The following is a 13,449-nucleotide window of genomic DNA, read 5'->3' on the forward strand; positions in this document are numbered from 1 at the left end:
CTCGCGCTGGCTCCACAACTCAGTGACAACAGACGACGCCTCCGTCCTCTACGAGCCGAATGATCGGTTGCCTGCCGGCCTGACGCTGGGCATGGGGCTGCAGGGCCTCCTGCTGTCGGTCACGACCACCGCACTGACGATCTCGCTGTTTGCCAACGCTGCCGGGCTCGACGATGACGACCGGTCGTGGATGATCTTCGTCGCGCTTGCCGTCAACGGTGTCGCCACTGCGGCGCAGGCGACGCGCGGCGGGCCGATCGGCTGCGGGCACGTTCTGATGGTCGGCACAGCACCGTCGTACCTCGCCGTCACGCTGCTCGCCGCTGAGCGGTCCGACACACGCACGTTGGCCACGCTCATCGTTGTGTCGTCGTGCGTCCAGTTCATTCTGGCGAGATGGCTGCCTCGAGCCCGGCAGATCATCACACCGTCGGTTGGCGGCATCGTGCTGATGCTGATAGCGGTCACCGTGGCCGGCGTGGCGGTTGGCAGGCTGGCCGGACCGCCCGGCGGCACGGCGTCGAGCGCAGGCCCGGCGGTGGCTGCGCTCACCGTCGCCGTCGCTGCGATGCTGGGCTTGCGAGCGAAAGGCCGGGTACGTCTGTGGTCGCCGCTCATCGGCATCGCAGTGGCGTGTGTCGTGGCGGCGATGTTCGGCTTGTTCGACTCGACGAGGGTGTCGGCCGCTCGGTGGATTGCGCTGCCCGAACCGCAGCTGCCCGGTGTCGGACTGACCGCCAGCGCAGAGTTCTGGTCGCTGCTGCCGATGTTCGTGGTGGTGTCGATGGCTGCGGGGCTGCTCGCGATGAGCAGCGGAGTCATCATTCAGCAGGTCTCGTGGCGGAACCCGCCGGTGACCGATTTCCGGTTGGTTCAAGGCGCCATGAACACCAACGGTGCGGCGACCCTGATCGGAGGCTTCTTCGGTGCGCTGCCCACTGTGGTCTACGGCCCGACGTCGGCGACCATGACGACGCTCACCGGCGTCGCATCGCGCCGGGTGGGGTACAGCGTCGGCGCCATGCTGGTGGCTGTCGCATTCGCTCCGAAAGCCACAGCAGTGCTGGCCTCGATTCCCGATGCAGTCACGGCCGGATACTTGCTGGTCATCATGGGCATGGTCTTCGTGGAAGGGATGCGGGCGGTAGCCAGGGAAGGCTTGGCGCGCCACAGGGCCCTGATCGTGGGAATCTCGCTGGGGATCGGCTTCGGGCTGCAGGGCAGCAGCGTGGTGGCCGATCTGATCGGTGGGGCGTGGGGGGCGCTGCTCGGCAACGGCATGGTGGCGGGCACTATCGCAGCCATCGCTCTCACGGCCTTCGTGGAGGTGAGTGGCCGGCGTCGCCAGCGGCTCGAGGTCGAGCTGCACATCGACTCGCTGGGGCCGATCAGCGAGTTCTTGGAATCGCTCGCCGCTGGTACCGGGTGGAGCGAGGTGTCGCGCAATCGTCTGCGCCTGGTCGGCGAGGAAGCCCTGGCGAGCCTGCTTGAGGATCGCAGCGATGCGTCACACGCCCGACTGGTGGTGATCGCCCGGTCTGCCCCCAATTCGATCGAACTGCAGTTCCTGGCGGCGCTGGAGGAGCAAAACCTCGAAGAGCAGCTTGCTTGCCTCAGCGAGCGAGCCGAGGTGCCCGAGGAGCGGACGATCTCGCTGCACCTGCTGAGGCACTTCGCATCCACGGTGCGGCACCGCAAGTACAGCGGGATCGACATCGTCACCGTCGAGGTCGACCGGTCCCGCTAGCGGGAGAGCGATACCTAGGCGCGCAACAACCGTCCGGCGCGGTGAGCCTGCCGGCGGTACCGCCTCTTGGTCCTCAGCGGAGCGTGACGCGGCCGTTGGGGGTGTCGAGCGTTGCCGCGAAGCTCACCGTGTCGCCTGCCGCTACGTCCACATCGATGCCGATCGCGCTGTGGAGCGCCCTGATGTGGTCGGGGTCGGGATGCGTGCCACTGAGCGAGACGAGCGTGCAGCCAGTCGGGGTGACCGTGGCTGGATGGGTGGTGTTCCCCCATTCGATGACAAACGGGACCAATCCCGGTCCCGCTGACATGGTCAGCGACCAGTGGATTTCCTCGCCGTCGGGCTTCACCCGGCTCATCGCCGAGATCGGGCCGGGATCCTCGCCGCAGGCGGCCATGGCGGCGGTCACGTCCTCGATGGTCTCGCCTTCGGATGCGTGTATGGCGAACGTGATCAGCCGGCCCTCGCTCATGGCGTCGATGTCGAACGGGCGACCGTTCGGCGGATCGGGCTGTTCGGGGTCGGGAGCGATGATCTCGAGGTAGACGTCGTCGCCGAGCGACATGAGCGTGTTGCGGGTGCCCATGCCCGGATGAGGTCCGCCCGGCGCGGCCGACATGCCGACCAGCGCCTCCACGGCTGCGGTGCCGGCCGCAAGATTGGGCGCTGCGTACACGATGTGATCGATAGCTGCCATGCGGGCACGTTAGCCACGGGTGGCGGGCCCGTCAGCACCGGCGGCGCTAGTCGAAGGCTTCTGCTGCGGCCAGTTCGGCCACCTTGTCGGCGTCGTAGCCCAGGTGCTGGGTGAGCACCTCGTACAGGTGCTCACCGAGTGCGGGTGCGGCCCGTTCGGGCCACACACGGCTGCGCGACATGGTGAACCGGGGTGCCTCGATGATCGTGGTGCCGTGGGTGGAATGGGGGACGTCGACCCAGTGGCCTCGGTGTGCAAGCTGGGGATCGACCGCCAGCTCGGGGCTGTTCTGCACCCGGTGCGCGGCGACGCCCGATGCTTGGCACTGCACCTCCACGTCGGCTTCGTCGAGCCGGCTGGTCCACGCTGACACTGCGGCTTCGAGTTCTTCGCGGCGGGCGAGACGATCGGCCAGCGGCAGCGCTGCGAGGTCGGGTCGCCCGATCAGCCCAGCCAGCACCGTCCAAGCGTGGTCGTCTTGGGCCACTACGGCCACCCAGCGGTCGTCGCCGGCGGCCGGGAACACGCCGTGGGGGCAGTGGTGCTCGCTCTGGTTGCCGCGCCCTCCCACCACGGTGCCATTGCGCAGGTACTCCAGCACCACAGGAGCGATGAAGTGAACCGACGCCTCGGCCTGTGAGAAGTCGAGGAAGCGGCCCTCACCGGTGCGCCGCCGGTGGTCGATGGCGGCGAGCAGACTGGCTGTGGCCGGGTGGGGCGAGGTGTAGTCGGTGATGGCGCCGTAGGGGCCGACGGGGGCACGATCAGGCCAGCCGGTGATGTTGTAGAAGCCGACCATGGCGCCCGACAGGTTGCCGTACCCGCCGAAGTTGGCGAGCGGGCCGGACTGGCCGTAGAGGCAGCTCGACAGCATCACTACCGAGGGGTTGAGCTGGCGCACGCTGTCGTAGTCGAGGCCCCAAGATCGCATGATGCGCGGGGTGTACGACTCGCACACGACATCGGCCCAGCGCACGAGGTCGTACGCGACCTCGCGGCCTGCGTCGGTGGCGGGATTCAGGGTGATTCCGAGCTTGCCTGCATTCATGTTGTTGAACGTGGCGCCGTTCTCGGGGCCAGGGTCGTTGTCGATGAACGGCAGGAAGGTGCGGACGGCGTCGAGCTTCACCGACGACTCCACCCGGATCACCGTCGCGCCTGCATCGGCCAGCAGGCGAGACACGGTGGGCCCCGCCACCGCCCACATGAAGTCGAGCACCTTGAGCCCTTCGAGCGGGCGCTCGGGCTCCGACGGTGCTGGCGGCGCGGACACTGCAGGCTGGCGCGAGCTGGCCAGGACTTCGGCGGTGTGATCGCCCGCGGCCGGCACCCGGTGGGCCGAGCCGTCGCTGGGCTCGGGCTTCATCCAGTGCCCCGGGTAGCGCTCGCCGTCGACGACGTCCCAGTAGTCACGTGAAGCGAGCTGCTCGGAGGCGACAAGGTCGGCCGTGGTCGCGACCGGTGCGAGCAGCAGACGACGCTCGAGGGCGAGAGCGAACAGCTCGTCCTTGGTGCGCGAGGCCGTGAACGCAGCCACGCAGTCCTTGACCCGCTCGAACTTGTCGAGTGTCTCGCTGCCGTCGCCGAGCGCCATCCCGTATTGCACCCAGTCCTTGTTGGCTGTGGCCTCGTCGCAGAAGCCCGCTTCATGCACCAGCGCCATCATCCGGCCCGTTGCCGGCCCGATCGCCGCTCCGAAGACGTGCGTGAACGACACGTACCCGTCCTTGGCCGGGTACACGACCCGCAGCCGGATGGGTCCGCTGCGGATGCCGCCGCCGCCCCGCAGCGTCAGCGGGGCATTGACCAGGGAGCACAGCACTGATGACATCGTCGAGTTCATCGCCACGGCCTGGGCTGACACGTCGATGTGCTGGCCGAGCCCGGACTGGTTGCGTTCGAGGAGAGCGAGCACCGTCGCTGTGGCGGCTTGGCCCGCTGCGTGCAGGAATGCCTGCGGCACGCCGACGCCCAAGGGCGCCCGGTCCTCGTCGCCGCACATGTGCATGGGGCCGCCTGATGCCCACACGGTCAGATCGGTTGCCGCCCAACCAGCCTTGGGACCGGTCTGGCCGAACGGCGAGATCGAGGCGGTGACGAGTGCGGGGTTGATCTCGGCGAGTGCTTCGGGCGCGAGACCGAGCGAGGCCATGTGGCCCGGCGGGGCAGATTCGATGAGCACATCGGCACCAGCCGCGAGCTGCCGCAGCGCATTGGCACCGCTGGCAGTGGTGATGTCGACCTCGACAGATTTCTTGCCGCGTGCGTAGGAGGCGTGGGTGAGCGAGGTGCCGCTCGCATCGAACGGCGCCAGCCGCCGAACGGGGGAGCCTCCCGGTGGCTCGATCGCGATCACCTCGGCGCCGAGCCTCGCCAGGATGAACCCGGCGAGATGCCCGCGGTCGTCAGTCAGGTCGAGCACCCGGTACGGCGACAGCAACGTCATGAGTCGTCGTCGCTGGCTTCGTCGGGGCGGAGCTCTGAGTGGAGCACCGCGTGGGTGACGGCTTCTGTGTCGGGTTCGGGCAGCTCGAAGTGGCCGAGCGCATGGGCGATGAGCGCGTCGTGGGCGGCTTGGCGCTCCGCGACGACGTGATCGACGAGCCCGTCGCGTTCGAGATCGGCTGCATCGGCGGGATCGGCCGCCCAAGCGAGCACCGCGATATCGGGGTTGTGCTCGCGGGCGATGCGGGCGAACTGCTCGACCGCTGAGGGCGGGCTGTCGACCGCCAGCGCGATGCGGGCGTCACGCAGCCCCGCGCGCTCGGCGATCACGTGGCGCGATACGTCGCCGACGAGCACGCTCCGTCCCGTGGATGCGGCCCACCGCTGGGCTTCGGGGTCGAGCGACACGATGGTGTACGGGATGTGCGCCAATTCGAGCGCCGAGACGATGCGCTGTGCCCGGGGGCCGAAGCCGTTGACGACGGCATGGTCCTGCAAGGGTTCATAGTCGCCGGGATCTTGCTGATCGGACGGCCTGACGGCGTCGTTGTCGTGCGGCCGACCGCGCCGGCCGCCGCTGAGGTCGGCGTCGGATCGTGCTGCGAGCGACTGGCCCCAGCGAGCGCCGAAGGGGCTGAATGCCATCAGCAGCACGGTGACGGCGATGAATGCGTCGGTGCCGTCGGCCAGTCCCGCCGGAACGAGCCCGACGTCTTGGCCGGCTCGTTCGAGCACGAAGGAGAACTCGCCGATCTGTGCCAGCACGATCGCCCCCGAGATCGCCACCGCACGCCGCTGGCGCACCAGCAGCGCCGCCGTGGTAGTCGCGAGCATCTTCACCACGACCACGGCTGCGGCCAAGCCGATCACGAGCGGCAGATTGCGCACCAGGTAGCCGACATCGAGCAGCATGCCGATGGAGACGAAGAACGTCGCCGAGAACAGGATCTGCAGCGGCATCACTTCGCCGAGTGCCCGCGCAGCCACCCGGCTCTCGCTGACCATCAACCCGGCGAGGAACGCCCCCAGCGAGATCGAGACATCCAGCAGGCTGGTGGCGTACGCCGTGCCGAAGCAGATGGCCAGCACGGTCAGCAGGAAAACCTCTGCCGACTGGATCCGCGAGACGTACCGCAGCACGGCGGGCACCAGCGTGCGCGCCACCACGATCACGGCCACGACGATCCCGGCCGCCTTGGCGAAGGCGATCAGCACATCGGAGGGGCCGGTGATCTCGCCGCCCAGCAACGGCACCGCCAGCACCATGGCCACAATCGCCAAGTCCTGGAAGATGAGCAATGCCACCGAGACATTGCCCACCGGCGATGTGGTGGCCCGGCGTTCGGCGAGCACCTTCAGCACGATCGCCGTGCTGCTGAGCGACACGAGCAAGCCGGTGAACACTGCCGTTCGCCAGTCCACGCCGAAGGCGGCCACGAGCCCGGCCACGATGCCGGTGGTGAGGCCCACCTGCACCGCGCCGCCAACGAGGAACAGCGACGCGAGCCGCCGGACGCGTTCGAGGCTGAACTCGATGCCGAGCGTGAATAGCAGCAGCATCACACCGATATCGGCCGATTGGTTGACCAGATCGATGTCGCTGATGAGGCCGGTGCCGCTGGGCCCGATGATCGTGCCGGCTGCGAGGAAGCCGACAATCGGCACCACACCAAGACGCGTCGACACGAAGGCGATCAGCGTCCCCGCAACCAGCAGGATCGCCAGCTCGGTGAACAACGGCGGTGCCGACGCAGCCAACAGCACTTGGGTCCGAGACTATTGGTGCGGACGCCTCACGGGACCTGCAGGCTCCGCGCGTCGCGGATTATCGCCGCTCGGTGATGTGAGTCGGCGTCAGCGCACCTTGAACGCATCGAGGTGAAGGTCGCGCATCTCGCGACGGAAGCGGGCCCAGCTGCCGGGGAAGAACGGCAGGATGCGACCGTTGCGGTCGCGGTACCAGCCGGGGCAGTCGCCCGCCCAGCTCATCTCCTGCAGCTCCGCTTGGGTGGCTTCGGCCCATTCGTGGGTGGCGTCTCGGCGAGCCTCGATGGCGCTGGCGCCGCGGGCGAGCAGGTGTTGGATCCAGCGGCCGATGTAGTTGGTGGCGACCTCGGCCGTCATGAACACCGGAGCATGGCCTGGGGATCCGTTGACACCAGCGACGGTGAACCAATTCGGGAAGCCCGGGATGGCGACGCCCCGGAATGCTTCGGGCGCCCGAGCAAAGGCTGTGCGCAGATCGAGGCCGTCGCGCCCGCAGATCTCCAGCGCAGGCCCGCCATCGGCCCGGCCGCCCAGCTTGTACCCGGTGCAGAAGATGACGACGTCGACATCGACCTCGGCGCCGTCGGCGCTGACCACGCCGCTCGGGGTCAGCGCGGTGACGCCGTGCGGAACGAGCGTCACGTGATCCAGCGCCAGGGCGGGGTAGTAGTCGTCGGAGACCAGGATGCGTTTGCATCCCGGGTCGAACGAGGGTGTCAGTGCGGCGATCATGTCCGGATCGGAGATCGCAGCGCGCATCTGGGCCATGACCTCAGCGCGCAGCTCCTCGATCGCATCGGCCTTCTTCTCGAACGCTCGTTGCCACAGCATGGTGTCGCGGTACTGCTGGCGCCGAGCACGGTGCCAACCCTCGTCGGTGGCCAGTTCCGCCTTCTCCTCATCGGTGTAGAAGCGGTTGCGGCGAGGGCGAACCCAGTTGGGCGTGCGCGAGTACACGAAGACCTCGGCCGCGTCCTTCGCCACCTCGGGAACGACCTGCACCGCGGCCGCTGCGCTGCCCACCACCGCGACCCGACGCCCGGCGAGTTCGACGTCGTGGCGCCACGACCCGGCGTGCCACACCAGGCCTTCGAAGGAGTCGAAGCCGTCGAGGGTGGGGTAGTGGGGTTCGGTGAGGCCGCCGGTGGCTGAGACGACGAAGCGGTGGCGGAGTCGTTCGCCCTCTGCCAGCTCGAGTTCCCAGCAGGTGTCCTCAGGCTGCCACGATGCCCGTTCGACGGTGGTGTTGAGCCGGATGTGGTCGGCGATGCCGTACTTCTCGGCGCACGACCTGATGTAGGCCTGAATCTCGGGTTGGCCGGAGAACACCATCGAGAAGTCGGGGTTGGGCTCGAAGCTGTAGCAGTAGATGTGCGACGGGAGGTCGCAGTGCAGTCCGGGGTAGGTGTTGCGCAGCCACGTCCCGCCGACATCGGACTGCTTCTCATAGACGACGAAGTCGTCGATGCCCAGACGCTTGAGCTGGATGCCCATCACCACGCCACTGAGGCCCGCGCCCAAGATCCCGACTAACGCCACGGCACTAGTGTCTCAGCGGAGGCCGCGGGGACGGGCAGGCTCGAACATGACGGTCTACGACGAAGCGCACGAGTGGTACTCGACTCACTGGGATGCCGAGATGCCCGTGGGGGACTGGTGGCGGCTCATCGCCGAGTCCGGATGGGGCTACCCGTTCTGGCCGGCCGATCGGTTCGGTCGCGGCCTCAGCCACGTCGAAGCCACCGAAGCCGATCGCGCCCGAGATGACGTCGGGGCGTTCGGGCCTCCGAACGGGGTGTCGGTGACGCTTGTGGCGCCCACACTGTTTGAACACGGTCCCGACCTGCTCCTCGATCGCTACCTGGGAAAGATCGCCACAGGTGAAGAGCTCTGGTGTCAGCTCTTCTCCGAGCCCGGCGCCGGATCGGACCTGGCAGGGCTGCGGACCACCGCCGAGCGAGATGGCGAAGAGTGGATCATCAACGGCCAGAAGGTCTGGACCACTGCCGCTCACACGGCCGATCGGGCCGTCGTGATGGCGCGCACCGACCCCGATGTGACCAAGCACCAAGGCATCTCGTTCTTCTGCATCGACATGGGCCAGCCCGGCATCGAGGTTCGCCCCTTGCGGGACATGACCGGTGACTGCGAGTTCAACGAGGTCTTCATGGACAACGCCCGCGTGCGTCACGACGATGCGATCGGCGGGCTGAACAACGGCTGGCGGGCGGCCATGACGATGCTGGCCGTCGAGCGCGAGCTCGATGCCGTGGGCCACGACGGTGGCGGCGACGTCGTCAACGACGTCGACCTCTCGGCGCCTGTCGGGGTGGTCCAGCATGAGCAGGCCACCAGCACCGGCATCTCGGGTTTCAGCTACACCACAGGCGCCATGAAAGACCGGGTCGTCCGATCGTTGCTCGATGACGAGGACCGAACCGATCCGCTGCTGCGACAGGCGTTGGCCAACGCACACATCGAACGAGCTGTCCTGGACTGGAACGGCGCTCGACAGGTGAATCCGTCGCTCGGCAAGCTCGCCAACTCGCTGTTGTGCCGCACCCTGCGCGATCTGGGCTTCTCCGGCAAGGGCATGCCTGCACAGCTCGGCCGCGACGATCAGCCCGACGGCGGCCATTTCCTCAAGACGGCACTGTTCGCCCAGGGCATGGCCATCGCCGGCGGCACCGACGAGATCCAGCGCAACCTCATCGGTGAGCGAGAACTCGGTCTTCCCAAAGAGCCTGATCCAACCCGGGGTCTGGCGTTCAGCGAGCTCCCCGACCAGTAGGAGAAGCCAATGCCCTACACCGCACAACAACTGTCGGACCTCCAGGACATCCGCGACGTCCTGCACTCGTACTGCCGCGCCATCGATGACAACCGTCCCGACGACGTGGTCGAGCTGTTCACCGATGACTGCGAGTACGACTACGGCGGCGATCTCGGGACGTTCAACGACAAGGCGTACGCGTACAAGTTCTTCCGGGCGGGGACCGACAAGATCTACAAGCGGTCTGCGCACTACGTGAGCAACATCGAGGTCAGCTTCAACGGCGAGGACTCGGCCGAGACGGTGACCTATCTCGACGCGTGGCACGAGTTCCACGAGGACATCGACAACGCGTGGATCTTCGGCCGCTACGTCGACTCGTTCGTGCGCACCGACGCGGGTTGGAGGATCTGCAAGCGCCAGGTGCTCACGATGGGCCAGGAAGAGTGGCCCCGCGAGGTCGACTACATGGCGCGCCACGTGTTGCCGCCTCGTCGCTGAGGTTCGCTACGCCGTTCCTGCCGCCGCCTCGCCGGTCAGCCGAGGCCCGACGGCACGCCGTCGATCATCACGCCGGTGTCGTGCAACTTGTCGATCTGCTCGTCGGACAGCCCCAGCTCTGCTAGGACCTCGCGATTGTGCTCGCCCTGGAACGGTGCCAAGCCGGCGGGGGGAAGCTCGCCCGCGCTGAACTTCCAGGGCGGCGACGGGACGCGAGCGGTGCCCCCGGCACGGTCGTCGACCTCGCGGATCGCTCCACGCTCGGTGGCCCACTCGGACTCGGCGATCTCCGACACCGTGCGGATGGTGCCTACCGCTAGCCCAGCCTCGCTGACCTGGGCCTCGAGCTCTTCGATGGTGCGGAACGTCAGCACCCAATCGCGGATCTCGGCATGCAGCTCGGCCCAGTTCTCGCGCCGGAATCCGGGGGTGATGAACCGGATGTCGAGCAGCAGGTCGTTGCGGCGCATCATGGCGCAATAGCGCTGGAACACGAACGTGGCGACGGGGCTGGCCGCAATGGTGATGAGCTGGCCGTCGGGGAGCTCGAACACCGGCGATTCAGGCGCGCTGAGGGCCAGCGGTTCGCCTTCGACGTCGATGTCCGACAACTCGTAGCTCACGCGGTCGTTGACAGCGAGCATCGAGTGCACCATGGCCACGTCGACGTGTTGCCCTTCGCCGGTGCGGTCGCGGTGCGCCAGCGCGGCCAGCGTGGCGATCACGCCCTGGAGGCCGGTGTAGACGTCGGCGTGGTTGTACGCGTCGTTCTCGACCGAGGTCAGCGTGTCGCCATAGTGGCGCGAGATGATCTCTGTGAACCCCGACTCGGCCTGCACCGTCGGGGCGAACGCCGGCCGGTTGCGCCACGGACCGGTCTGGCCGTATCCGCTGATCGACACCATGATCAGCGTCGGGTTGACGGCGAGAAGATCCTGGTATCCGAGGCCAAAGCCGTCGAGCGTGCCGGGCCGGAAGTTCTCCACCACGATGTCGGCCTCGGCCACCAGCTGGCGCACGATGTCCTGGGCTTCGACGAAGTTGAGGTCCAAGCTGATGGCGCGCTTGCCGCTGTTCTGCTGGGCGAAGTAGAGCGACATCGGTCCGACGTGGGGCTGGCCGCTTCGGCCCGTGTCCGGCGCGGGGGGCTCGATCTTGACCACCGATGCGCCCAGGTCGCGCAGTTGCTTGGTGCAATGGGGGCCGGCGAGCACCCGGGTGAAGTCGACGATCTTGACGCCGTCCAGCGGGGCGGTCATCGGCCCTGGAAGATCGCGGTGCCGGGACCCGTCTCGGCGAAGGCGGTCATGCCGGTCTGGAGGTCTTCTGAGGCCCACACGGGCTTCGCGGCCTCGTCCTGGACCACATCGGCGGCTCGCACACCCTCGCTGGTGGTGATAGCAGCCAGGCGTTTGATGGCGGCGTAGGAGACGTTCGGGCCCGTCGCCAGCTGGCGGGCCCACGACAGTGACGCATTCTCCAGTTCGTCGTCCTCCACCACGACGTTCACGATGCCCCACTTCTCGAGCAGCACAGGATCGTGGCGGCGAGCGAACATTGCGATCTCTTTGCCGCGGCTCGCGCCGGCTCGATCCACGACGCGTTGCACTCCGCCGAGCAACGGCATCAGGCCCAGGGTGGCTTCCACGAGTCCGAGCCGGGCCGAGGCCCCGCAGATGATGAAATCGCAGGCCAAGGCGACCTCGAATCCGCCACCGAGCGCGAGGCCCCCGACGGCGGCGATGGTGGGAAGCGGCACGCCTTCGAGTCGTTCGAGGACGGCGGCCGCGTCCTGGGAGCGGCCTTCTTCGGATCCGAACCCGTCGACGTCGGCTCCGGCCGAGAAGTGTTTCATCTCGCTGCGGAGCAGGATCGAGCGGCCGCCGGCGTCGGCTGCGCTCTCGAAGGCCCCGATCAGCTGGTCGATGAAGGCGCCGTTGAGCAGGTTGTGCGGTGGCTTGGCCATCGTGACGACGGCGACGGCGCCGTCTATCTCGAGCCGGACATGGTCGGACATGAGCCAAGTTTGCCCGACGCTGGCCGACCCTCGCAGAACTTCGAAAACCATGCTGCTGGGGCCGATACACCTCAGTACGGTCGTTGAGGCGATCCTGATCGGAGCACAGCCATGCCCGAGAGCTCCCAAGCCCCAGTCTCGACTGACATCGCGACACGGTGCGAAATCGGTCCTCGGGACCGGCAGGAAGATCGCGTTCGGTCGGTCGTGAACGGCGACCGGTCGTGGGTGTTGGCGGTGGCCGATGGGCTGGGCGGTCATCCGTTCGGAGATGAGGCGGCACAGGCGGCCGTGGATGCGTTGCCAGAACGGATCAGCAGCCCCGCTGAGATGGAGGCGGCATTCGACGCGGCGAATGCGGCAGCTTGGGCATTGCATCCGGAGATGAGAAGCCCCAGTGAGGGCGTGTCGTCGGTGATCGCGCTGACGACGTTGGTGGTTGCTGCGTGGACTCCCCCGAGTGGCCTGTTGGTGTCGTGGGTGGGCGATTCGATGGCGTTTCTGGTGCCGATCGCGGGCGGGCCCGGGTGGCACAGCACCCCGCACGGCGGCCCCATGGGGTTCGTGAGCCGCGGCATCGGCATGTTCCGGGCGAGCAGGGGCGACAGCTATGAACTACCGCCGGGCCATCTTGAGAGCCTCAGCGACGACGTGCCCGCCGAGCGTGTTGAGGGCTGGATCGACGATCAGGGGTTGCTGTTGGTGCTGGCGAGCGACGGTCTGTTCGACCCGGTCCTGATGGCTCACGACAGGGGCTGGTTCGGCGACGATCCCGACGATCTCAGCCTCGGCTTCGCCCTGCCTCCCGACCAGCGAGGCTCCGCAGACGCTGTAGCCGACACGCTGATGGACACCGCCCAGTTCGCCGGCCTGATCGACAACACCACCATCGCGGTCGCCCGCATCACCCGAATCGGGAGTGGAGCTAAGGGGAATTGAACCCCTGACCTCTTCCATGCCATGGAAGCGCTCTACCAACTGAGCTATAGCCCCGAGGCTCCACGACGATACCAGCGCGCTGCTCAGAACTGAGAGTGGATCGAAGGGGCGATCCGGCGCGCAAGCCGTGCGCTGCGGGCATATCGTCGGACACATGAGCATTCCCGTGGAGCCCGGTGACATCGGCAAGCAGATGGAGCAGTTCGGCAACGCTGCGTACGTGCTGACGGTGCGCGACGATGCCACGCCGCACATTGCCCACCTGGCGATGCGGCTCGACGGTGACGTGCTGCGCTGTGGCGCCAGCCGTTCGGCGGCGGCCAACGTGGCACAGCGGCCGACGATCTCGGTGCTGTGGCCGCCGTACGAGCCCGGTGGCTACTCGATGATCGTCGACGCCGTGGCACAGACGGTCGACGGGGCCGACGGGCTCGAACTGGAACTGCGGCCGACCAATGGTGTCCTGCACCGGCCCGCGACGCCGGCCACTCCGGCGACCAACCCCAACTGCAGCTCAGACTGCGCCCCGCTCAGCGCCTGAGCCAGCGGGCGCTAGCTCTCCA

General features: G+C 67.7%; 11 protein-coding genes and 1 tRNA gene. 5 read left to right on the forward strand and 7 right to left on the reverse strand.

Annotated features, from left to right (window positions below):
* Positions 1-22 precede the first annotated feature (22 nt).
* Positions 23-1,747 (forward strand): uracil-xanthine permease family protein, encoded by a 1,725-nt coding sequence (locus tag ACOGXD_RS13180; RefSeq protein WP_419915489.1) that lies wholly within the window; start codon positions 23-25, stop codon positions 1,745-1,747.
* A 73-nt stretch (positions 1,748-1,820) separates the two neighbouring features.
* Here ACOGXD_RS13180 and ACOGXD_RS13185 read toward each other — a convergent pair whose 3' ends face one another.
* From ACOGXD_RS13185 to ACOGXD_RS13200, 4 genes are all read right to left on the reverse strand, one after another.
* On the reverse strand, positions 1,821-2,444 hold the full coding sequence (locus ACOGXD_RS13185) for a VOC family protein (RefSeq protein WP_419915490.1): 624 nt from the start codon (positions 2,442-2,444) through the stop codon (positions 1,821-1,823).
* A gap of 46 nt (positions 2,445-2,490) precedes the next feature.
* The gene (locus tag ACOGXD_RS13190) at positions 2,491-4,890 is read right to left on the reverse strand and encodes a CaiB/BaiF CoA transferase family protein (protein WP_419915491.1); all 2,400 of its coding nucleotides are present in this window, start codon (positions 4,888-4,890) and stop codon (positions 2,491-2,493) included.
* Positions 4,887-6,653: a cation:proton antiporter gene (locus tag ACOGXD_RS13195; RefSeq protein WP_419915492.1), complete on the reverse strand. Its 1,767-nt coding sequence runs from the start codon at positions 6,651-6,653 to the stop codon at positions 4,887-4,889. Before ACOGXD_RS13195 ends, ACOGXD_RS13190 begins: the two co-directional genes overlap by 4 nt.
* 90 nt (positions 6,654-6,743) lie before the next feature.
* A complete protein-coding gene (locus ACOGXD_RS13200) occupies positions 6,744-8,195 on the reverse strand; it encodes a flavin-containing monooxygenase (protein WP_419915493.1) in 1,452 nt (483 codons plus the stop codon).
* 46 nt (positions 8,196-8,241) lie between these two features.
* On the opposite strand from ACOGXD_RS13200, the gene ACOGXD_RS13205 reads away from it, so the two are divergent.
* Positions 8,242-9,447, forward strand: coding sequence for an acyl-CoA dehydrogenase family protein (locus ACOGXD_RS13205; RefSeq protein WP_419915494.1), 1,206 nt, complete (start codon positions 8,242-8,244; stop codon positions 9,445-9,447).
* A gap of 9 nt (positions 9,448-9,456) precedes the next feature.
* Positions 9,457-9,930 carry a nuclear transport factor 2 family protein gene (locus ACOGXD_RS13210; RefSeq protein ID WP_419915495.1) on the forward strand — a complete coding sequence of 158 codons (474 nt, stop codon included), beginning with the start codon at positions 9,457-9,459 and terminating at the stop codon, positions 9,928-9,930.
* Positions 9,931-9,965: 35 nt separating this feature from the next.
* Here ACOGXD_RS13210 and ACOGXD_RS13215 read toward each other — a convergent pair whose 3' ends face one another.
* A complete protein-coding gene (locus ACOGXD_RS13215; RefSeq protein ID WP_419915496.1) occupies positions 9,966-11,189 on the reverse strand; it encodes a CaiB/BaiF CoA transferase family protein in 1,224 nt (407 codons plus the stop codon).
* The gene (locus tag ACOGXD_RS13220) at positions 11,186-11,947 is read right to left on the reverse strand and encodes an enoyl-CoA hydratase/isomerase family protein (protein ID WP_419915497.1); all 762 of its coding nucleotides are present in this window, start codon (positions 11,945-11,947) and stop codon (positions 11,186-11,188) included. The genes ACOGXD_RS13215 and ACOGXD_RS13220 overlap by 4 nt, the downstream gene beginning before the upstream one ends.
* A gap of 207 nt (positions 11,948-12,154) precedes the next feature.
* Between ACOGXD_RS13220 and ACOGXD_RS13225 the strand changes: the two genes are divergently transcribed.
* Positions 12,155-12,886: a protein phosphatase 2C domain-containing protein gene (locus ACOGXD_RS13225; protein ID WP_419915498.1), complete on the forward strand. Its 732-nt coding sequence runs from the start codon at positions 12,155-12,157 to the stop codon at positions 12,884-12,886.
* Here ACOGXD_RS13225 and ACOGXD_RS13230 read toward each other — a convergent pair.
* Positions 12,868-12,940 (reverse strand) — tRNA-Ala (locus ACOGXD_RS13230). The two genes, ACOGXD_RS13225 and ACOGXD_RS13230, sit on opposite strands and share 19 nt — an antisense overlap.
* Positions 12,941-13,040: 100 nt before the next feature.
* Here ACOGXD_RS13230 and ACOGXD_RS13235 point away from each other — a divergent pair.
* Positions 13,041-13,427, forward strand: a complete 387-nt coding sequence (locus tag ACOGXD_RS13235; RefSeq protein ID WP_419915499.1) for a pyridoxamine 5'-phosphate oxidase family protein — start codon at positions 13,041-13,043, stop codon at positions 13,425-13,427.
* Positions 13,428-13,449 lie beyond the last annotated feature (22 nt).

It is taken from the genome of Candidatus Poriferisodalis sp. (assembly GCF_965204125.1).
Lineage (GTDB): Bacteria > Actinomycetota > Acidimicrobiia > Acidimicrobiales > Poriferisodalaceae > Poriferisodalis.